Source organism: Streptomyces sp. NPDC051636 (assembly GCF_044453765.1).
Classification (GTDB): domain Bacteria; phylum Actinomycetota; class Actinomycetes; order Streptomycetales; family Streptomycetaceae; genus Streptomyces.
Genome location: NZ_JBITDA010000013.1, coordinates 130,918 through 151,396 on the forward strand (window position 1 = coordinate 130,918; position 20,479 = coordinate 151,396).

The 20,479-nt window shown below is 72.1% G+C and carries 14 protein-coding genes and 1 pseudogene; 9 read left to right on the forward strand and 6 right to left on the reverse strand.

What is annotated here, in order from left to right; translation table 11 throughout:
- Positions 1–22: 22 nt before the first annotated feature.
- Both ACIBBH_RS23180 and lpdA read right to left on the reverse strand, forming a co-directional pair.
- A complete protein-coding gene (locus ACIBBH_RS23180) occupies positions 23–1,273 on the reverse strand; it encodes a M14 family zinc carboxypeptidase (protein ID WP_399407474.1) in 1,251 nt (416 codons plus the stop codon).
- Positions 1,274–1,399: 126 nt separating this feature from the next.
- Positions 1,400–2,818 carry a dihydrolipoyl dehydrogenase gene (lpdA, locus tag ACIBBH_RS23185; protein WP_399407476.1) on the reverse strand — a complete coding sequence of 473 codons (1,419 nt, stop codon included), beginning with the start codon at positions 2,816–2,818 and terminating at the stop codon, positions 1,400–1,402.
- A 77-nt stretch (positions 2,819–2,895) separates the two neighbouring features.
- Between lpdA and ACIBBH_RS23190 the strand changes: the two are divergent.
- Positions 2,896–3,896 (forward strand): annotated as a pseudogene (locus ACIBBH_RS23190) (LysR substrate-binding domain-containing protein).
- A 27-nt stretch (positions 3,897–3,923) separates the two neighbouring features.
- On the opposite strand, the gene treY reads toward ACIBBH_RS23190, so the two are convergent.
- Positions 3,924–6,293, reverse strand: coding sequence for a malto-oligosyltrehalose synthase (gene treY / locus ACIBBH_RS23195; protein ID WP_399407478.1), 2,370 nt, complete (start codon positions 6,291–6,293; stop codon positions 3,924–3,926).
- Positions 6,294–6,365: 72 nt separating this feature from the next.
- Entirely contained in the window at positions 6,366–8,483 is a 2,118-nt protein-coding gene (glgX, locus tag ACIBBH_RS23200; RefSeq protein WP_399407480.1) for a glycogen debranching protein GlgX, read from the reverse strand.
- Positions 8,484–8,679: 196 nt separating this feature from the next.
- Here glgX and ACIBBH_RS23205 point away from each other — a divergent pair, with 196 nt between their 5' ends.
- The 4 genes from ACIBBH_RS23205 (at position 8,680) to ACIBBH_RS23220 (ending at position 13,062) form a co-directional block, all read left to right on the forward strand.
- On the forward strand, positions 8,680–9,495 hold the full coding sequence (locus ACIBBH_RS23205; RefSeq protein ID WP_399407482.1) for a Tat pathway signal sequence domain protein: 816 nt from the start codon (positions 8,680–8,682) through the stop codon (positions 9,493–9,495).
- 68 nt (positions 9,496–9,563) lie between these two features.
- On the forward strand, positions 9,564–10,883 hold the full coding sequence (locus ACIBBH_RS23210; RefSeq protein WP_399407484.1) for a copper amine oxidase: 1,320 nt from the start codon (positions 9,564–9,566) through the stop codon (positions 10,881–10,883).
- A 102-nt stretch (positions 10,884–10,985) separates the two neighbouring features.
- Positions 10,986–12,227, forward strand: a complete 1,242-nt coding sequence (locus ACIBBH_RS23215) for an SAV2148 family HEPN domain-containing protein (protein ID WP_399407486.1) — start codon at positions 10,986–10,988, stop codon at positions 12,225–12,227.
- A gap of 112 nt (positions 12,228–12,339) precedes the next feature.
- Complete coding sequence (locus ACIBBH_RS23220; protein ID WP_399407488.1) at positions 12,340–13,062, forward strand: 3'-5' exonuclease; 723 nt, start codon at positions 12,340–12,342, stop codon at positions 13,060–13,062.
- A gap of 25 nt (positions 13,063–13,087) precedes the next feature.
- Here ACIBBH_RS23220 and ACIBBH_RS23225 read toward each other — a convergent pair whose 3' ends face one another.
- Entirely contained in the window at positions 13,088–13,951 is an 864-nt protein-coding gene (locus ACIBBH_RS23225) for a phosphotransferase enzyme family protein (RefSeq protein ID WP_399407490.1), read from the reverse strand.
- A gap of 100 nt (positions 13,952–14,051) precedes the next feature.
- On the opposite strand from ACIBBH_RS23225, the gene ACIBBH_RS23230 reads away from it, so the two are divergent.
- Genes ACIBBH_RS23230 through ACIBBH_RS23240 form a run of 3 tightly spaced genes read left to right on the forward strand, consistent with a single transcriptional unit; the run spans position 14,052 to position 17,109 of the window.
- The gene (locus ACIBBH_RS23230; protein WP_399407492.1) at positions 14,052–14,999 is read left to right on the forward strand and encodes a carbohydrate ABC transporter permease; all 948 of its coding nucleotides are present in this window, start codon (positions 14,052–14,054) and stop codon (positions 14,997–14,999) included.
- Positions 14,996–15,829 (forward strand): carbohydrate ABC transporter permease, encoded by an 834-nt coding sequence (locus ACIBBH_RS23235; protein WP_399407494.1) that lies wholly within the window; start codon positions 14,996–14,998, stop codon positions 15,827–15,829. The genes ACIBBH_RS23230 and ACIBBH_RS23235 overlap by 4 nt, the downstream gene beginning before the upstream one ends.
- Positions 15,829–17,109 (forward strand): ABC transporter substrate-binding protein, encoded by a 1,281-nt coding sequence (locus ACIBBH_RS23240; protein ID WP_399407496.1) that lies wholly within the window; start codon positions 15,829–15,831, stop codon positions 17,107–17,109. Before ACIBBH_RS23235 ends, ACIBBH_RS23240 begins: the two co-directional genes overlap by 1 nt.
- A 101-nt stretch (positions 17,110–17,210) precedes the next feature.
- On the opposite strand, the gene ACIBBH_RS23245 is transcribed toward ACIBBH_RS23240, so the two are convergent.
- Positions 17,211–19,460 (reverse strand): MMPL family transporter, encoded by a 2,250-nt coding sequence (locus ACIBBH_RS23245; protein WP_399407498.1) that lies wholly within the window; start codon positions 19,458–19,460, stop codon positions 17,211–17,213.
- 350 nt (positions 19,461–19,810) lie between these two features.
- Here ACIBBH_RS23245 and ACIBBH_RS23250 point away from each other — a divergent pair, with 350 nt between their 5' ends.
- Positions 19,811–20,362, forward strand: coding sequence for a DUF1697 domain-containing protein (locus tag ACIBBH_RS23250; RefSeq protein WP_399407500.1), 552 nt, complete (start codon positions 19,811–19,813; stop codon positions 20,360–20,362).
- Positions 20,363–20,479: the final 117 nt, after the last annotated feature.

Sequence of the window (20,479 nt, forward strand, 5' to 3'; positions counted from 1 at the left end):
CGGCGTGCGGCCGGTCCAGGTCTCACGCCGCCCGTTCGCGCGCGTGCAGCGCCGCCGCGAGCACCGTACGGGACTGGTGCTCGACCTGGTGTTCCAGGGGCACCCAGCGGGCACGGAAGCGCTCCGCGAAGGCGTCGCACCAGGCGGCGACGAGCTGTTTTAGCCGGGGCGCCGCCCGGTCGTCCGCCTCCTGCAGGACCCGCAGCAGCATCGACGCCGCCCGCAGCGGCAGCCGGCGGCCGAAGGCGTCCACGCTGCCCACGTACGCCATCGTGGTGTCGGCGGGCGGCGTGCCGGCCCAGTCCGCCGCCAGGCCCGGCACCACCTCCAGCGCCCACCGGGCGGCCCGCAGCAGGGGCACGTCGGTGTCGTCCAGCCGGGGCAGGGCCTCGGCGAGCACCCGTTCCACCTCCAGCGCGTCCCGCAGCAGCCGGCGCGCCAGCCGCCGCAGCGCCGCCGCCGGGGCGGGATGCGGCGCGGGGTCGTCCACCAGGTCGCTGGCCCACATCGGCACCTCCACCACCGCCGTCAGACCGCCGTAGCGGTGGACGCGGTACCAGGTGCTGTGCCGGGCGTCGTCCGGCATGCTCGGGTAGGCGGCGCCGGAGTCGGGGCCGGGCATCACGTGCACGCCGGGGCCCGACGCGGGCCAGCCCGCCGCGTCCGAGGCGCCCGTCTCCACCGGGATGTGCAGTTCCGCCGCGGACTTGGCGAACGGCTCGGCGAGCCCCGGCACGTCTCTGGTCAGCTGCACCCAGCTGCCGCCCAGGTCGGTGCCGTGCAGGGTCACCTGGAGGTAGGGCCGCAGTTCGTCGATCACCCCGGTCAGGGCCCGCGTCTCGGGCGGCAACCGGTCGGGCGGCAGGACCGACGGCGACCACTCCGGCTGCTCCGGCTGCGCGGGACGGTAGAAGCCGAGGTGGTAGTCGAGCAGGCTGCGCGGCGCCGGGGTGACATGCAGGCTCGCCCCGTCCGGGTCCGCGCACAGCAGGAAGTGCCAGGAGGTGTCGGCTCGTAACTCCCGCTGATACACCACCCGTTGGGCGAGGTCGAGAAGCGTGGAGCCGCCGGTGGGTTCGTTCGCGTGGGCGCCGGCGACCACCAGGACGGCCCGCCGCCGGTGCCCCACGGACAGCAGGTGCAGCGGTCTGCCCGCCCGGGAGACGCCCACTTGGCGCAGGGCGCAGACCCCGGGCTCACGGGCGGCCAACGCGCGGGCGGAGGAGACCAGTTCGCCAACGCTGGGATACCGCAGCTCCGGCACAGGACTCACCCCCGACTTGTCCGCCCGGCTTCGCCCTCCCAGTGCCGCACGGCATAGGTGAACTGTCAAGAAATCGCGGGGCGGATCCAGGGGGCGCCCGGGTGCATTCACCCCACGCCGCCACGGCTTTCGCACTCACTGCTGGTGCAGGCCGCGTCCGGCGAGGGTCAGGAAGGCCTCGCCGACCGCCTCCGACAGCGTCGGATGCGGATGGACGTGCCGGGCCACGTCGGACGGCTGGGCGTCCCAGCCGACGATCAGCTGGCTCTCGGCGATCATCTCGGACACGTGCGGGCCCACCAGGTGCACGCCGAGCACCTGTCCGCCGCCGGGCTCGGCGACGACCTTCACCATCCCGCCCTGCCCGTGCACCATGCCCTTGGCGACGGCGGTCAGCGGCATCGTGTTGGCCTCCACCTCGTGCCCACGCGCGCGTGCCTGCGCCTCGCCCAGGCCCACGGACGCGGTCTGCGGGGACGAGTACGTGACCCGGGGCACCGCCGCGTAGTCGACGGGCACCGACTCCAGCCCCGCCAGCGTCTCGGCCACCAGCAGGCCCTCCGCGAACGACGCGTGGGCCAGTCCCAGGGACGGCGGCGGCAACAGGTCGCCGACCACGTGCACGCCCGGTACGGCCGTCTCCAGCCGCCGCCAGTCGGCCGGCGCGACGAATCCCCGCTCGTCCGGCGCCAGGCCCGCGGCGGCCAGGCCGAGGCCGTCGGTGACCGGGACGCGGCCGACGGCCACCAGGAGCCGTTCCGCCGTCACGGTGCGGGTCTCGCCGCGGGCGGTGCGCACGCGCGCGCGTACGCCGTCCGGCAGCAGCTCGGCGTCCAGCAGCCGCGCCCCCGCCTGGACGTCGATGCCGCGCTTCTTCAGGCCCCGTGTCAGGTGGCGGCTGACGTCGGCGTCCTCGAGCGGCACGAGCCGCTCGGCGGCCTCCACCAGGGTGACCTCCGCGCCCATGGAGCGGTGGAAGGACGCGTACTCCACGCCGATCGCACCGCCGCCCAGCACCAGCACGGACGCCGGGAGTCCCGGGGCGAACAGCGCGTCGTCGCTCGTCACCACGCGTCGGCCGTCCGGTTCGAGCCCCGGGAGCGTGCGCGGACGCGAGCCGGTCGCGAGCACGATTCCACGGCGGGCGGTGAAGTCGCTCGCGCCGAGCGCGGATCCGCTGTCCACGGATACGCTTCGCGCCCCGGTGAGCCGCGCGCTGCCCCGCACCACCCGCACGCCCGCGTGCGCGAGATGGGACTCGACGCCCCGGTGGTTGCGCGCCACGATGTCGTCCCGCGTGGCGACGAGCGCGGCCCAGTCGACGGCGTCCAGCGTGGCCTTCACGCCCCAGCGCTCGCGGGCCTCGGCGATGCCGTCCACGAGTTCTGCGGCGTGCAGCATCGCCTTGCTCGGGATACAGCCGCGGTGCAGGCAGGTGCCGCCGACCTTGTCGCGTTCGACGAGGACCACGTCGAGACCCAGGGAGGCGGCGCGCAGGGCGGTGCTGTAGCCGCCGGTGCCGCCGCCGATGACGATGACGTCCGTTGTGTTCATGGCCTCCACCCTCCGCCCGCCCCCTGCCATGCGTCCAAGGCAAGGTTCTTCTCGAATCCATGCAGCATGCTTATGGCATGAGTCTGCGTCAGATGGAGTACTTCCTCACGGTCGTCGAAGAGGCGTCCTTCACGCGCGCGGCGGAGGTCCTGCACGTGACCCAGCCCGCGCTCTCGCACCAGATCAAGGCCCTGGAGAGGTCGGTCGGCGGCGCGCTCCTGGAACGCCTGCCGCGCGGCGTGCGCCTCACCCCGATGGGCCGCGCCTTCCTGCCGCACGCCGAACTCGCCGTCCGCAGCGCCGTCCAGGCCCGCCGGGCCGCCCGGGCCGCCGCCGGCGCGGAGGGCGGCGAACTGCACGTCGCGGCCCTGCACTCCGTCGCGGTGGGCGTCCTCCCCGACGTCTTCGCCCGCTGGCGCGCCGCCCACCCGCACGTCCTGCTGCACCTCCACGAGTACGCCACCTCCGAAGCCCTCCAGGAGGCGGTGGAGCGCGGCACCGCCGACCTCGCCGTCGGACCGGCGCCCGCCGACGACCGGCCCGGCACCGTCGTGCCGGTCGGCGAGGAGGAGATCGTCCTCGTGGTGCCCTTCGACGACCGTCTCGCGGGCCGTACGACGGTGACGCTGCCGGAACTGGCGGACCGGTCCTGGGTGCGCTGCGCCATGGAGCCCGTGGTGGACGGTGAGCGCTTCCTGGACTGGGCGTGCGGCGAGGCCGGCTTCCGGCCGCGCACCACCGTGTACACCGAGCACACCTCCACCGCCGTCCGCATGGCCGCCGCCGGCGTCGGGGTGTGCGCGGCGCCCTCCCACATCGTGCGCGGCGCCGTCGGCGAGGACTGCGTGTCCTCACCCCCGACCCGCCGTGGAAGCGCACCCTGACCGTCTACGCGCGCGTACGGCCCACCGGCGCGGCCGAGGCCTTCGTAGGCCTCCTGCGCGAGGCGTTGCCGTTCCCGGGGACACCCGCCCCGTCCGACCCGGGCACCCTCTGCCTCGCGCGACGGGCCGCCTCCAGGAAGCCCGCGGTACCGGTCGAGCCGTTGCGGCTGCGGGCGGCCGCCGGACCCGCGTAGGTCCCGCCGTTCGAGCGAAGGAGGATCTCAGGCCGCCCCGCCCGCCTCCCCGACCCGCTCCAGCAGCGCCACCGGCAACGGCTCGAAAAGCTCCGCCACGCGCGCGTACCCCTCGAACTCCCGCTCCGGTGCCAGCACGTCGGCCCACCGCCCCGGCGGCAGCGGCAGCCGCGTGTCTCCCCAGCCGCCTGCCTCCGCCAGCCGCAGCGACAGCCGTGTCACGGCGGTCACCACCTCCCCCGAACGCGTGAACGCCACGCAGTGCCCCGCGGCCGTGCCTTCGGCGGGCAGGGGGGCGTACGTCGCCCCGGCGCCGAAGACCTCCGGCCGCCGCGCGCGCAACCGCAGCGCCGCCGCCGTCACCGCGTCCTTGTCCCCGGGACCCTCCGGAGGAAGCCGCACCGGACGCCGGTTGTCGGGGTCCACCAGCGCCCGGTACTCGCCCTCCGTGCCCTGGTAGAGGTCCGGCACCCCCGGCATCGTCAGATGGACCAGGGCCGTCCCGAGGACGTTGGCCCGGATGTGCGCCTGAAGGGAGCCGCGGAAGGCGGCCACGCGCTCGCCGGGCGCCCCGCACGGCCCGGCCGCGACGAACGCCGCCACCGCATCCTCGTAGGGCGGCTCCTGCTCCGTCCAGCTGGTGTACAGCCCGGCCTCCCGCACATGCTTCAGCAGGGCCTGCTGGACGCGTTCCCGCTCCGCCGGGCCGAGCCCGAACACCGTCTGCCAGGCCGCCCAGGCCAGCTGCCCGTCCGGCACGGTCGTGCCGCCCTGCGGGGTGACCTCCGTGAGCAGGCCGGCCCAGCGCTGCGGGCACTCGGTGAGCACGGCCAGCGCCGCGCGCACGTCGGCGCTGCGCTTGGTGTCGTGTGTGGAGACCACGGTCCCGGTGACCGGCCAGTCGCGCTGCACGCGCGCGCAGTACGCGTGGAAGTCCTCCGGGGACACGCCCGGACTGCCCGGCTCGCCGCCCACCTCGGTCGCCGACAGCAGCGGCACGTAACGGTAGAACGCCGTGTCCTCCACGGACTTCGCGCGCAGCGCCGACGCGGTCTGCGCGAACCGCGCGCGGAACTCCGCGAGGTCCGGATCCACACCGGCCGGCCCGAGCAGCAGCCCGCGCACGAGGTCGACGACCTCCCCCTCCTCGGGCACGACGAAGGCTCGCCGGGCCTCCGCTGCGGCCTCCTCGGTGACGACGGCGGCCGCGTCGGTGGAGGCGTAGGGCCGGTACACCCGCAGCCGCACCAGCAGCTCCTCCAGCGCGGTGCGCAGTGCCCAGGGAGCGCGGTCGCGCAGCGCCGGGTCCGCGGAGCCCGCGCACAGGTGGCTCGCCACCCGGGTCAGCCGGTCCGTCTCCGCGGCCAGCTCGTGCGTGAGCACCTTGTACGCCGCCCGCCGCGCCGTGGCCGCCCAGTCGCCGCCCCGGTCCGTCTGCGGGGCCGCGAACCGCCGGTACTGCCCGAGCAGTTCACCCGCCCCCACCGGATCGGTGAACAGGCCGTCGACGTGCCGCAGGGCGTCGTACCCCGTGGTGCCGGCCACCGGCCAGGAGGCCGGCAGGCGCTCCCCGTCGGACAGGATCTTCTCCACGACCGTCCAGCGCCCGCCGGTCGCCTCGTGCAGCCGCCGGAGGTAGCCGTCGGGGTCGGCGAGGCCGTCCGGGTGGTCGACGCGCAGCCCGTCGACCACCCCCTCGTGCAGCAGCTGGAGGATCTTGCCGTGTGTGGCCTCGAACACCTCCGGGTCCTCCACCCGCACCCCGATCAGCTCCGAGATGCTGAAGAACCGCCGGTAGTTGAGCTCGGTCCGGGCCAGCCGCCACCACACCGGGCGGTACCACTGCGCGTCCAGCAGCCTCGGCAGCGGCAGGTCCTCGGTGCCCTCGCGGAGCGGGAAGGCGTGGTCGTGGTAGCGCAGGACGTCGCCGTCGACCACCAGATGACCCAGTTCCTCGCCGACCGGCCGCCCGAGCACCGGCAGTAGCACCTGCCCGCCCTGCGCGTCCCAGTCGATGTCGAACCAGCGCGCGTACGGCGACTTGGGGCCCTCACGCAGGACCTCCCACAGGGCGCGGTTGTGGCGCGGGGCCATGGCCATGTGGTTCGGCACGATGTCCACGACCAGGCCGAGGCCGCTCTCGCGCGCGGTCCGCGCCAGCGCCCGCAGCCCCTCCTCACCGCCCAGCTCCTCGCGCACGCGCGCGGGGTCCACCACGTCGTACCCGTGCGCGGAGCCCGGGACGGCCTCCAGCACGGGGGACAGGTGCAGGTGCGAGACGCCGAGCGACGCCAGGTACGGAACGGCCGCCGCCGCGGCCGAGAAGGGGAACTCGGGCTGCAGCTGAAGCCGGTAGGTGGCCGTCGGTACCGCCGGGTCGGGTCGCTCAGATGTCATGCAGACCTACGTACCCAACCCGGCGCCTTTCGTGTCACCGGCCCCGCACCTGCCCACGCGCGCGTGACGGTTCTAGGCCGGCCGCTGCAGCACCGCCATGCTGCGGTCCGGCAGGGTGATCCGGTCCCCGGCCTGGATCTTGGCGTCGCTGTCCGGCGGCACCCCGTCCGCGCGGGCGGTGTGAACCACCACCTGCCACTGCCGCCCGTGGTTGACCGGGACGACGAAGTCCAGGGGCTCGGGCGAGGCGTTGAACATCAGCAGGAAGGAGTCGTCGGTGATGCGCTCCCCGCGCGCGCCGGGCTCGGAGATCGCGTTGCCGTTGAGGAACACGGTCAGCGCCGAGGCCTGCGCCGAGTCCCAGTCCCGCTGGGTCATCTCCCGGCCGTCCGGGGTGAACCAGGCGATGTCGGACAGCTCGTCGTGGGTGCCCTCCACCGGGCGCCCGTGGAAGAAGCGCCGCCGGCGGAAGACGGGGTGCTCCTTGCGCAGCCACACCAGCGCGCGCGTGAAGTCCCGCAGCTCGCCGGAGCTGCTCTCGGATTCCGGCCACTGAACCCAGGACAGCTCGTTGTCCTGGCAGTAGGCGTTGTTGTTGCCGCACTGGGTGCGCGCGAACTCGTCGCCGTGGCTGATCATGGGCACGCCCTGGGACAGCATCAGCGTCGCGATGAAGTTCCGCATCTGCCGCGCGCGCAGCGCCAGCACCTCGGGGTCGTCGGTCTCGCCCTCCACCCCGCAGTTCCAGGACCGGTTGTGGCTCTCGCCGTCCCGGTTGTCCTCGCCGTTGGCGCTGTTGTGCTTGTCGTTGTAGGCGACCAGGTCGTGCAGGGTGAACCCGTCGTGGCAGGTCACGAAGTTGATGGAGGCCAGCGGGCGCCGCCCGTCGTCCTGGTAGAGGTCCGAGGAGCCGGTCAGCCGGGAGGCGAACTCCGCGAGCGCGCGCGGCTCGCCCCGCCACAGGTCCCGTACCGTGTCGCGGTACTTGCCGTTCCACTCCGTCCACAGCGGCGGGAAGTTCCCCACCTGGTAGCCGCCCTCGCCCACGTCCCACGGCTCGGCGATCAGCTTCACCTGGGAGACCACGGGGTCCTGCTGCACCAGGTCGAAGAACGACGACAGCCGGTCCACCTCGTGGAACTGACGGGCCAGGGTCGCCGCGAGGTCGAAGCGGAAGCCGTCGACGTGCATCTCGGTGACCCAGTACCGCAGCGAGTCCATGATCAGCTGCAGCACGTGCGGGGACCGCATGAGCAGGGAGTTCCCGGTGCCCGTGGTGTCCATGTAGTAGCGGGGGTCGTCCGCCAGCCGGTAGTACGAGGGGTTGTCGATGCCCCGGAAGGACAGCGTCGGGCCCAGGTGGTTGCCCTCGGCGGTGTGGTTGTAGACCACGTCGAGGATCACCTCGATCCCGGCCTCGTGCAGCGCGCGGACCGCCGACTTGAACTCCAGGACCTGCTGGCCGCGGTCGCCCCAGGAGGCGTACGCGTTGTGCGGGGCGAAGAAGCCGATGGTGTTGTAGCCCCAGTAGTTGTTCAGGCCCATGTCGACCAGACGGTGGTCGTTCACGAACTGGTGGACGGGCATCAGCTCAAGGGCCGTCACCCCGAGCTCGGTCAGGTGTTCGATGATGGCCGGGTGTGCGAGCGCCGCGTACGTGCCGCGCAGTTCCTCCGGCAGACCCGGGTGGCGCATGGTCAGGCCCTTCACATGGGCCTCGTAGATCACCGTGTGGTGGTAGTCGGTGCGCGGCCGCCGGTCGTCGCCCCAGTCGAAGTAGGGGTTGATCACCACCGACGTCATGGTGTGCGGCGCCGAGTCCAGGTCGTTGCGGCTGTCGGGGGCGCCGAAGTGGTAGCCGTACACCTCCTCGCCCCACCCGATCGAACCGCTGATCGCCTTCGCGTACGGGTCGAGCAGCAGCTTCGCCGAGTTGCAGCGCAGGCCGCGCGCGGGGTCGTACGGTCCGTGCACCCGGAACCCGTACCGCTGTCCCGGCATCACGCCCGGCACGTACGCGTGCCGCACGAACGCGTCGCTCTCCCGCAGTTCCACCGCCGTCTCCGAGCCGTCGTCGTGCAGCAGACACAGCTCTACTCGGTTCGCGGCTTCGGTGAAGACCGCGAAGTTGGTCCCGGCGCCGTCGTACGTGGCGCCGAGCGGATACGCCTCTCCAGGCCAGACCTGCATGGATACGACTCTCCCAGGTGTGCCGCGCGGCCGGGGGTGCCTCGGTCCCGAGTCTCCCGGAAAGTGATGGAACCACCTATGACTTACGCCCCTCTTACCGGGCGACCAGCGCACGCGGGGGCTCGTACGAGCACCGTGTGCCGAACCAGTGGGGCAGAAACGTACTCCCGTCGACCAGGGGGAGTAGGGGGAAGATGTGCGTGAGATAGTGCGCCGCCATCTGGGCAAGGTGGTGGCCGGCACGGCCATCGCGGTGGCCGGGACCGCCGTGATGGTCGGAATCACCCTGCCGGGCACGGCGGGGGCGAACGAATCGGGAGGCTCGAGCGGCGACGGCACGCAGGCCGCCCAGCAGTCGGGCCGGGGGACGGGCGCCGCCCGGCCGGGCGTGGTCGAGCGGGCCCCGGCCGAGGGTGGGAAGGGCACGGGCCGCGACCCGCTGACCGGCGACGAGATCCAGCGGGTCGAGAAGATCGCCGTGAACCGGCAGCTGCTCAACACGGGCGAGGACGTCGACGGAAGCCGCGGACCGCAGCGCCTCAGCGTCGACCTCGCCGACCCGGAGGCCGACGAACTGGACGACCCGAACGCGCCGCGGCGGGCCGACGTGACGTTCTACGACTACAAGAACGACACGCTGGTGACCAAGACGGTCAACCTGGACACCGGCAAGGTCGAGCAGACCGGCACCCAGCACGGCGTCCAGCCGCCGCTGAGCCGCGCCGAGAACGCCGAGGCGGCCAAGCTCCTGATCGCCGACCCGCTGGGCGCGGGCCTCAAGGCGGACTACAAGGACGCCACCGGCAAGGAACTCACCTCCCCGGACCAGCTGCTGCTCAACGGCGCGGTCTACCGGGCCACTCCGGGCGCCCGGCCCGCCGTCCTCGACAAGTGCGGCGAACACCGCTGCGTGCGGCTGTTCCCGAAGGTCAAGAACGGCCCGTGGATCGACGCCAGGTCGCTGATCGTCGACCTGAGCGCCCGCAAGGTCGCCAAGCTCGACCGCGGCTGAGCCGCCCTCCGGACACGCTGTCCGTTCACTTTTCAAACCTGCACCTCCTGCAAGGGAGTCATCTCTTCATGCGCGTCAACAGAATCAGCGGTGCCCGCACGCGGGCCGCCGTCGGCCTCACGGTGGCCGCGCTGGCCGCCGGTGCCACGGCCGGCGCGGGGCCGGCCGTCGCCCAGCCGAAGACCGCCGCCGCTGCGGCAGCCGACTGCAGCGCCGCCTACAAGATCGAGCAGAAGCTCTCCAGCGGCACCACGTGGCGGATGTGCTGGCGCTACGACAGCAAGGCCGGGCTCGTCCTGGAGAACGTCTCCTACCAGCCCAAGGGCGAGACAAAGCCGATCAAGGTCCTCAACAGCGCCCGGCTCGCCCAGATCGACGTCCCCTACGACGACGGCAGCGTCGAGTACGACGACCTGACGGGCTTCGGCTTCGCCCAGGGCCTGGTCAACCTGGCGCCGGGCGAGTGCCCCGGCGGCACCATCAAGAGCGTCAAGGTGCCGGACGCCTGGGACCCGCAGCACCCGAACGTCAACGGCCTGTGCACCACCACCCGCTCCCGCGGCCACGCCTACCGCATGCAGGGCGACACCGCGAACAAGGTCTTCCAGGCCCAGGGCAAGGACCTGCTCGTCTACACGGTCAACCAGGTCGGCTGGTACGAGTACATGACCGAGTGGCGCTTCCAGGACGACGGCACGGTCAACATGAACGTCGGCGCCACCGGCAGCCTCTCCTACGGCGACTACGACGCCGGCGACGGCCGCGGCTGGCCCATCGGCAAGGGGGCCAAGGCCTATGCCACCAGCCACAGCCACAACGTCTTCTGGCGGCTGGACTTCGGCCTCGACGGTTCCTCCAGGACGAAGGTCGAGCAGTACGACTCGGCCGTCAGCGCGCCCGCTCACGGCCAGGAGGCCCCGACCAACAAGACCACCCGCACCAAGGTCACCAAGGAACTCGCGGGCGACGCCAAGACCTACCGCTGGTGGCGCGTGGTCAGCGCGACCGGCAAGAACAAGGACGGGCACGCGCGCTCGTACGAGATCGTCCCCGGCCCCACCACGAGGTACCCGGGACGCAGTTTCACCAAGCACGACGTGTACTTCACCGAGTACAACAAGTGCGAGCGGTTCGCCAGCAACAACCCGGGCAACTGCCCCGCCGGAGCGGGCAAGTCCGTCGACAAGTGGGTCAACGGCCAGGCACTCACGCACCCGGTCGTCTGGATGAACGTGGGCTTCCACCACATCGCCCGGGACGAGGACCAGCAGCCCATGCCGGTCCACTGGCAGGGATTCGCCATCGCCCCGCGCGACGTCACGGCTATGAATCCGCTCACTCCGGACGAGCTTGCGTGGCAGAACGGGCACTGGCGGCCGCGTAGTTGAGAAACGACCTGTCCATCCGGCTGCACCGCCGACCGCTTGCGGAGTACCCTTCCTTGATCGTTGGGACGGGGAGAGCTCGGGGGAGCGGAAGGCGGTGCACGGGTGGGCTCGGGAGGGCTGGAGCTGCCCCCTGGTGACGAGGGTCACGAGGGGAACTCCACGGACGTCCCGCCCGGCGCGGTGTCCCTGGCGCGGCCGATGGACGCGGCGGGTTCCATCGGGCCGGAACTGGACTGGGACGCCGACGCCTGGCGCGAGGTCCGCACCCGCGCCCAGCGGGCCGGCCGGGCCTACATCTGGCTGAACCTCGTCGAACAGCGGCTGCGCGCGGTCGTGGCCGCCGTCCTGCGGCCCATCTACGAACCCGTCCACGGCGACGACTGGGTGGTCGCCGCGGCCGGCCCCGCCGGACAGGAGTGGGTGCAGCGCGCGGTCGCCGTGCGCGAGGTCAGCCGCCGCAAGGGCTACCTGCTCGACCCGGCCGACGACAACGTGCTCAGCTTCCTCACGCTGCCCCAACTGCGCGAACTGATGGTGCAGCACTGGCCGTGCTTCGAGCCGTACTTCGACGAGCGGCGGGACGTCGAACTCGCCCTGGACGAGCTCGAGGTCACCCGCAACGTCGTCTCCCGCAACCGGGCCCTGTCCGAGGCCGTCCTGAGCCAGGCCGAGCGGGCCTCGGCCCGGCTCCTCGAGATGCTCGGCGCGGGCGGCGACGTACCGTCCGCGCGCCGGCTGCCCGTGGACGCGGTCGAGGACCTGGTGGGCGACCGGTACGCGGACGTGGTGGCCGTGCACTCCGACCGGGTGCGGCTCATGCGCCGGTTCCCCGCCGAGGACCTCTTCGGCGGCGCCCGCCGCCTCGACGCCATCGGCATCGGCCTCAACCTGCTCGTGCAGAACTTCTCCGGACGGCGGCTGGTGCGCCTGGCCGAGACCGGCTGCCGGGTACGGCTGCTCTTCCTCAACCCGGCCTCCAGCGCGGTGAAGCGGCGCGAGCGCGAACTCGGGATGAAACGGGGCGAACTGAGCCGCTCCGTCGAGATGAACATCCTGCACATGCGCCGGGTGCGCTCCCGGCTGCGCGATCCGGACGCCTTCGCCATCCAGGTCTACGACGAGACTCCGCGCTTCACCGCCTACCTCGTGGACGGCGACGGTGCCGACGGCATCGCCGTGGTGCAGTCCTATCTGCGCGGGGCACGGGGCATGGAGTCGCCGGTGCTGGTCCTGCGCAACGGCAACCGCCTGGTCAAGTCGGACGATGTGGGCGAAGGCGGACTTTTCGCGACATACCGCGAGGAATTCGAGCTGGCTTGGGCGGATTCGCGACCGGTGTCCTGAACTGCTGCAGGGGGCAAGCGGAACGCGGACCTCGGATTGTCAGTGGCGCGTGCGAGGGTGGAGTCACTGAGAGATCACCGGGGGAAAGCACCACCAAGAAGGGGGGCCGCCCATGGGCTGGCACCGGGAGCTGCTGATCGGCTTCGACCTGGAGACGACCGGGACGGATCCGCGCGAGGCGCGCATCGTCACGGGAGCCGTGATCGAGGTCAGGGCCGGACAGCCGATAGGGCGCCGGGAGTGGCTGGCGGACCCGGGCGTGCAGATCCCGGCCGACGCGGTGGCGGTGCATGGCATCAGCAACGAACGCGCGGCGGCCGAGGGCGCGCCGGCCGACCGGGTCGCGGACGCCATCGCAAGCGTCCTCGCGGCCTACTGGAAGACGGGCGTGCCGGTCGTCGCCTACAACGCGGCCTTCGACCTCACCCTGCTCTCCGCCGAACTGCGGCGGTACGGCCTGCCCTCGCTCTCCGACCGCCTCGGCGGACTCGACCCCGCCCCGGTGATCGACCCGTACACCATCGACCGCCAGGTCGACCGCTACCGCCGTGGCAAGCGCAACCTCGAAGCGGTCTGCGCGGAGTACGGCGTCGTGCTCGACTCCGCCCACGACGCCACCGCCGACGCCCTCGCCGCGGCCCGCCTGGCCTCGGCGATAGCCGACCGCCACCCGAAGATCGCGGTCCTCGGACCGGCGCTGCTGCACCAGCGCCAGATCGAGTGGTACGCGGCCTGGGCGGCGGACTTCCAGAACTTCCTGCGCGGCAAGGGCGACGCGACGGCGGTGGTCGACGGGACCTGGCCGCTGCGCGAGCCGGCGGACGAGAAGGTCTGACCCCGGGCACGTCGGTCCGGGCCGGTCAGAACGGATACCAGCGCACCGTCCCGTCCCCGTCCCGCAGCGACGCCACCCGGCGCCGGAACTCGGCCAGCGCCTTGGGGTTGGCCGGCGCGTGCTGCGCCACCCACGCGCAGCCGGCCGTCTCGCGGGCGCCGCGCAGCACCGAGCATCCCTCCCACTCCCGCACGTCCCAGCCGTAGGCGTCCGTGAAGGAGTCGTAGGCCTCGGCGGGCAGGCCGTAGCGGTCGCGGGCGAGGGCCATGACCACCAGGTCGTGCTCGCGCAGGTCGGCGGAGAAGGTCTCCAGATCGACCAGGACCGGGCCGTCGGGGCCGACGTGCACATTGCGGGGCAGTGCGTCGCCGTGGATCGGCCCCGGCGTCAGACGGGGCGTCAGCGCGGCCGCCGCCGCCGCGAAGCCGTCCCGCCGCTCACGCAGGTACGCCGCGTCCGCCGGGTCGATCGCGTCGCCCCCGAGACGCAGCCAGCGCTCCACACCGCCCAGCAGATCGCGCGGCGGAAGGGTGAAGGAGGGGGAGGGCAGTGCGTGCACGACCCGGAGCAGTCCGGCCAGATCCCGTGGCTCGGCCGGCCGTACGGGATCGGGCAGCCGGTGCCACACGGTCACCGGGTGCCCCTCCACCAGCAGGGCCTTCGGCCCGGCCGCCCGCACCGCCGGCACGCCCGCCTCGGCCAGCCAGGCCGCGATGTCCAGCTCGCGCCGAGCCCGGCCCAGCAGTTCGGCGTCGCGGCCCACCTTGACGACCAGGTCACCGGCGGCGAACACCGCGTTCTCGCCCAGGGCGAGGAGCCGCGCGTCCCGTGCCGGATCCGGCAGCACCCCTGCCGCGGCCAGTACGTTGCGCGCCCGTGCCTCGTCCATCGTCCGCCTCCGTGCCCTGTCCCGGTCCTGACCAGTCTCGCATTCACACAGGTCGGACCATGTGCGTGCTCCCTTGACGGAATACCGCGCCTTCACGACCATGAACACGCCAACCGGGTCGCGCAAAGGGGCTGATTCCGTGACATTGGTGGTGGAGGCCGGGCGGTCGCCGCGTCGCGCCTCCGATCGCGGCGCCTGGTTCCTCGTCCTGCCCGCCCTGATCCCCATCCTCGTCCTGAGCGTCGGACCGCTGCTGTACGGCATCCTGCTGGCGTTCACCGACGCCCAGTCGGGCCGCACCGCGCCCACGCGGTGGATCGGTGCCCTCAACTTCCGGGACCTGCTGCACGACACGCTGTTCTGGGAGTCCTTCCGGATCGGGCTGGTGTGGGCGGTCGGGGTGACCGTGCCGCAGTTCCTGCTGGCGCTGGGCCTCGCCCTCCTGCTGAACCAGGAGTTACGGCTGCGCTGGCTGGCCCGCGCCCTGGCGATCGTCCCCTGGGCCATGCCCGAGGTCGTGGTCGGCATCATGTGGCGGCTCGTCTACAACCCGGACGCGGGCGTCCTCAACGAGACCCTGCGCGACCTCGGCCTCGGCGACGGGCGGGACTGGCTCGGCGGCCTGGGCAGTGCCCTGCCCGCCGTGATCGTCGTCGGGGTGTGGGCCGGGATGCCGCAGACGACGGTGGCGCTGCTCGCCGGGCTGCAGAACACCCCGCGCGAACTGCACGAGGCGGCGGCGGTGGACGGCGCCGGCGCCTGGCGCCGGTTCCGCACGGTCACCTGGCCCGCCCTCAGACCGGTCGCGCTCGCCGTCACCGCGCTCAACCTGATCTGGAACTTCAACTCCTTCGCCCTGGTCTACGTGCTGACCACCGGCGGTCCCGGCGGCAAGACGCGGCTGCCGATGCTGTTCGCCTACGAAGAGGCCTTCCGCTACGGCCAGTTCGGCTACGCGGCGGCGATGGGATGCGCGATGGTGGCGGTGATAGCGGTACTCCTCGCCGTCTTCCTGGTGGGCCGGCTGCGGGGAGGCGAGGACGCGTGAGGACCCGTACCGGCGCCCGCGTGGGCCAGTACGCCGCCCTGCTGGCGTATCTCGTCTTCCTCGCCTTCCCCTTCCTGTGGCTGGTCTCCACCGCGTTCAAGTCCCCGCGTGAGCTGGGCAGCCCGCACCCCGCCTGGATTCCGCGGGACCCGACCCTGGCCAACTTCCGGCAGGCCTTCGACGAACAGCCACTGCCGCACGCCGCCCTCAACTCCCTCCTCGCGGCGGCCGGGGCCGCGGTGGTCGCCGTCCTGGTGGCCACCCCGATGGCGTACGTCATGGCCCGGCGCCGCACCCTGCTCTCCCGGGCCGCGAGCGGGTGGGTGGTGGTCAGCCAGGCGTTCCCGTTCGTGCTGGTGATCATCCCGCTGTTCCTGGTGCTGAAGAACCTGCGGCTGATCGACTCCGTGCCCGGTCTGGTCCTGGTGTACGTCGTGTGGGCGCTGCCGTTCGCGCTGTGGATGCTCGTCGGGTACGTCCGGGCGGTGCCGGCCGAGCTGGAGGAGGCCGCGGCGGTCGACGGGGCGGGGCGGCTTCGGACGCTGGTGTCGGTGACGGCGCCGCTGCTCGCGCCGGGGATCGTGGCGACGGGACTGTTCGCGTTCGTCACCGCGTGGAACGAGTTCTTCTTCGCGCTGGTGCTGCTGAAGACGCCTCAGAAGCAGACACTGCCCGTCGTGCTCACGCACTTCATCGGCGCCGGCGGCGTCGCGGACCTCGGCCCGCTGGCGGCCGCCGCCTTCCTCGCCACGCTGCCCTCGCTGGTCGTCTTCGCCATCGTCCAGCACCGCATCACGGGCGGCATGCTCGCCGGGGCGGTGAAGAGCTGATGCGCACCAGAGTCGCCACCGCCCTCGTCACCCTCCTCCTGCTGCTGGCGGGCTGCTCCTCGGGCGGCACGGACACCGACGGCCGGATCACCCTCCGCTTCCAGTCCCTGGCCTGGCAGCAGGAGTCCGTAGCCGCCAACAAGGAGCTGGTGAAGGAGTGGAACGCGGCCCACCCGGACGTCCGCGTCGAGTACGTCCAGGGCAGCTGGGACAGCGTCCACGACCAGCTGCTCACCTCTTTCGAGGGCGGCGAGGCCCCGGACGTCATCCACGACGCCTCCGACGACCTCGCGGACTTCGCCTACGGCGGCTGCCTCGCCGACCTGACCGGCCTGCTGCCGCAGCGCCTGAAGTCGGACATCCCGCAGCGCAGTTGGGAGACGGCGACCTTCGGCGACGGGATCTATGGCGTGCCGTTCCTGCAGGAGCCCCGGGTGCTGATCGCCAGCACGGCCCGGCTGAAGCGGTCCGGCGTGCGGATACCGACGCCCGAACGGCCCTGGAGCTGGGCCGAGTTCCGTCAGGTGACGAAGAGGCTCAGCGGGCACGGCACGTACGGCGTCGCCTGGCCGCTGAAGGAACCCGTCTCCGCCACTCTCAACCTGTCGCTGTCGGCGGGCGGCCGGCTCTTCCACCGGGACGCCGACGGCAAGGTGACCGTCCGCTTCGAGGCCGCCGACCAGGTGGTGCCGCGCACCCTCCACGACCAGGTCGCCGTCGACCGCAGCGCGCCCGCCTCGACACTGGGCAGCGGCGGCTCGGACACGCTGCCCGGCTTCTTCGGCGGCACGTACGCCATGATCCCGCTGGGCTTCTCCTACCGGCAGCAGATCGCCCAGCAGGCCCCGAAGGGCTTCGCCTGGCAGGTGCTGCCCGCCCCCGCGGGCGCGGACGGGCTCACCCAGGGCGTCAGCCCGCAGACGCTGTCCATAGCCGCCGACAGCCCCCACAAGAAGGAGGCCGCCGCGTTCATCGACTTCCTGCTCCGGCCGAAGAACATGGTCCGGCTGGCCCTGGGGGACTGGATGCTGCCCACCGGCACCCAGGCCCTCGCCGACCCCGCCCTGCACACCGCGAAGAACGGCTGGGCCACCGGCACCGCCCTGGCCGCCCACCTCAGCCCGGCGCCCGCCCAGTCCGTCCGCGGCTACCCGGAGTGGAAGGACAAGGTGGCGACCCCCGCCTTCCAGGAGTACTACAGCGGAGCGATCGGACTCGGTGAACTGCGTCACCGCCTGGAGAAGGACGGGAATCTGGTGCTGGCCCGGTATCAGCGCTGAGCCCGCAATTCGATTGAACGAGACGTGTATGGAGACCTGGAGGACGGAGTGGGCCCGTTGGTTCCCCCGGAAACCAACGGGCCCACGGTCAACGGGCGGAATCAGACAGTCAGTCGCTCGCCCTCGTCCCGCACGGGAGCCGCCACCGCCTCCGGCGACTCGTCGTGGGTGAGGTCCGGCAGCCGGTTCAGCCACTTCGGCAGGTACCAGTTGCGCTCACCGAGCAGCGCCATCACGGCCGGCAGCAGCACACCGCGGATGATCGTCGCGTCGATCAGCACGGCGGCGGCGAGGCCCACACCCATCTGCTTCATGGACTGCATGGACAGCGTCCCGAAGATCGCGAACACGGCGACCATGATGACGGCGGCGCTGGTGACGACCCCGGCCGTGGTGACCACGCCGTGCTGGATCGCGTCCGTCGTCGTACGTCCGCGCAGTCGCGCCTCACGGATCCGGGAGACCACGAACACGTGGTAGTCCATGGACAGGCCGAACAGGATCACGAAGAGGAACAGCGGCAGCCAGGTGACGATCGCGCCGACGCCCTCCGCGCCCACCAGCGAGGCGCCCCAGCCGTGCTGGAAAACGGCGACGAGGATGCCGTACGCCGCGCCCACCGACAGCAGGTTGAGCAGGATCGAGGTGATCGCCACGGTCAGCGAGCGGAACGACAGCAGCATCAGCAGGAAGGCGAAGACGACCACGAACGCGAAGACCGGGACGACGGAGCCGACCAGCTGGTCGTTGAAGTCGTGGTTGCCCGCGACCTGTCCGGTGATCGGCGCCTCGACGCCGTCCACCTTGCCGAGCGTGGCGGGCCGCACCTCGTCGCGCAGCTTCTCCAGGTTCGCTCCCGCCTTGTCCTGGTCGGAGCCGCCGACCAGCGGGACGTAGACGAAGGCGACGTTCTGCGCGTCGTGCAGCTTGATCTCGACCGGGCCGCGCGAGGCGCCCGAACCGATCGCCCGGTCCTTGAACTGCGCGAGCGCGTCCTTCACCTCGGGTGCGTTGATGTCCTTCGCCTTGACGATCACCTCGGCCGGCTCCGAGCCGCCCGGGAAGGCGTCGTTGACCCGGTTGTACGTCTGCACGATGGGCAGCGAGTCGCCGAACTCCTGGTCCAGGGTGAGGTTCTGGGTCTTCATGCCCAGCGCGGGAGCGGCGATCGCCAGCAGTGCGCCCGCCGCGACCACGACGGAGACGACGGGCTTGGCCAGCACGCCCCGCAGGACCGCGGTCCAGAACCGGCTCTCCCCGTTGCCCTTGCCGTTCCGGCGACGCCGGCCCAGGAACGGGATGCGCCCCTTCTCCACCCGCTCGCCCAGCAGCGAGAGCAGCGCGGGCAGCACGGTCACCGATCCGACCATCGCCACCGCGACGACCATCAGCGAGGCCAGGCCCATCGCCTCGAAGGTGGCGAGACCGGTGAACAGCATGCCCGCCATCGCCACGCACACCGTGACACCGGAGACGACGATCGCCCGCCCGCTGGTCGCGGCGGCGATCCCGAGGGCCGTCTGCGCGTCCCGGCCCGCGGCGCGCTCCTCGCGCTCACGGCGCAGGTAGAACAGGCAGTAGTCGACGCCGACCGCCATGCCGACCAGCAGCATCACGGAGTTGGCGGTGTCGTTCATCGCCTGCACATGGCTGACCAGGCCCATCAGCCCCATCGTCGCCATGATCGCGGTGATCGCCAGGGCCACCGGCAGCAGCGCCGCGACCAGCGCGCCGAAGGCGATGAGCAGAATGCCGAGGGCCACCGGCACCGCCGAGTACTCGGCCTTCTGGAAGTCGTCCCCGAACGCGTCGCTGAACGTCTTCATCATGCTGGCGCCGCCGATCTCCTCGATCCGCAGCGAGCCGTGGTCCTTCTGGACGCCCTCGACGGCCTTCATGACGGGCTCCACCCGGTCACCGGCGGTGTCGGAGTCGCCGCGCATGTCGAACTGGACCAGCGCGCTGCGGCCGTCCTTGGAGATGGTCCGGGTGTCGTACGGCGATGTCACGTCCGTGACCCGGCCGGTCGCGTCCACGGCCTTGACCACGTCGGCGACGGCGGCACGGAACTCCGCGTCCGTCGCCTCGACCTTGCCGTCCTTGGCCTGAATCAGGACCGTCTCACTGGCGGGCTCCTCGATCCCGGCGTCCTTGATGATCCGGGCGGCGGTGTGCGTCTCCCCCTTGAGCTGGTCGCTCTCGTCGACATCGACCCGGCCCGCCGCCGAACCGAGCCCCATCGCCAGGACCACGAACAGCACCCATATGCCGACGGCCGCCCAGCGGTGCCGGGCGCTCCAGCCGCCGGCGCGGGCGGCCAGGCCCCGCACCCGCGTGTCTCCGTTCCCCATGACGGGCTCTCCCCCTTGTTTTTTCTTCGTCCGTGCGTTCCTTACGAAGGTATGGGCGGGATAAGGACATCTCGTCGTGCTGCCCGGTGAGGTACGACGATGTCCTCTCACCGCTGGGGAGGACAACGGCCCCTTACATCTATCTGCGCTTCTCGGGGTGGTGACCGGGGGTGTCCGTTCCGTCGGCAGAGATCCACTTTGTGATGACGCAAGCTTGTTGAACAAGTCACAGGTGCGTGCAGAGGTTGATCCGTTCCGGCCGGATCGGCCAGAGTTTCGCGCAGCCCGGCCACGGGCGCGGCCGTCGTGCCCACCCCCACGGGGCACGACGGCCGCTCTATGGTGGCCGGATGACGACGTATGCGGCGCTGCTGCGCGGAATCAACGTGGGCGGCGGCAAAAAGCTCCCGATGGCCGGACTGCGGCAGGTCATGGCGGACCTCGGCCATGACGGCGTACGCACCTACCTGCAGAGCGGCCAGGCCGTTTTCACCACCGGCCACGGCGACGAGGAGTCCCTGGCCGCGGAGCTCGGGCAGGTCATCGAGGAGCGGTTCGGCTTCGCCGTCGACGTAATCGTGCGCGACCACGCCTATCTGAAGGCGGTCGCCGAGGCCTGCCCCTTCCCGGCCGCGGACCTGGCGGCCAGACAGCTCCACGTCACGTACTTCTCCGCGCCCGTCGAGGAGGCCCGCTTCGCGCAGCTCGACCGGGCCGCCTACCTCCCCGAGGAGTTCCGCCTCGGCGACCGCGCCCTGTACCTGTACGCCCCCGACGGACTGGGCCGCTCCAAGCTCGCCGAGCACCTGGCCAGGCCGCGCATCCTCAAGGGGCTGACCGCCACCACCCGGAACTGGAACACGGTCGTCAGACTCGTGGAGATGACCGCTGAGGAAGGGTGACCTTCCGTAACGGCGGCGGGCACCGGGCCCGCGGCCACGGTGACCGCGACCACGCGCTCTTCGTAGCGCCCGGCCGCTGTGACACATCCGGCGCACGAGACGCAGAACTAAGAGCCG

Coding starts and splice junctions, on each gene's coding strand:
- lpdA (WP_399407476.1), bottom strand. CDS start 2,818: ATGAACACAACGGACGTCATCGTCATCGGCGGCGGCACCGGCGGCTAC.
- treY (WP_399407478.1), bottom strand. CDS start 6,293: ATGACATCTGAGCGACCCGACCCGGCGGTACCGACGGCCACCTACCGG.
- glgX (WP_399407480.1), bottom strand. CDS start 8,483: ATGCAGGTCTGGCCTGGAGAGGCGTATCCGCTCGGCGCCACGTACGAC.
- ACIBBH_RS23210 (WP_399407484.1), top strand. CDS start 9,564: ATGCGCGTCAACAGAATCAGCGGTGCCCGCACGCGGGCCGCCGTCGGC.
- ACIBBH_RS23220 (WP_399407488.1), top strand. CDS start 12,340: ATGGGCTGGCACCGGGAGCTGCTGATCGGCTTCGACCTGGAGACGACC.
- ACIBBH_RS23225 (WP_399407490.1), bottom strand. CDS start 13,951: ATGGACGAGGCACGGGCGCGCAACGTACTGGCCGCGGCAGGGGTGCTG.
- ACIBBH_RS23230 (WP_399407492.1), top strand. CDS start 14,052: ATGAACACGCCAACCGGGTCGCGCAAAGGGGCTGATTCCGTGACATTG.
- ACIBBH_RS23240 (WP_399407496.1), top strand. CDS start 15,829: ATGCGCACCAGAGTCGCCACCGCCCTCGTCACCCTCCTCCTGCTGCTG.
- ACIBBH_RS23245 (WP_399407498.1), bottom strand. CDS start 19,460: ATGGGGAACGGAGACACGCGGGTGCGGGGCCTGGCCGCCCGCGCCGGC.
- ACIBBH_RS23250 (WP_399407500.1), top strand. CDS start 19,811: ATGACGACGTATGCGGCGCTGCTGCGCGGAATCAACGTGGGCGGCGGC.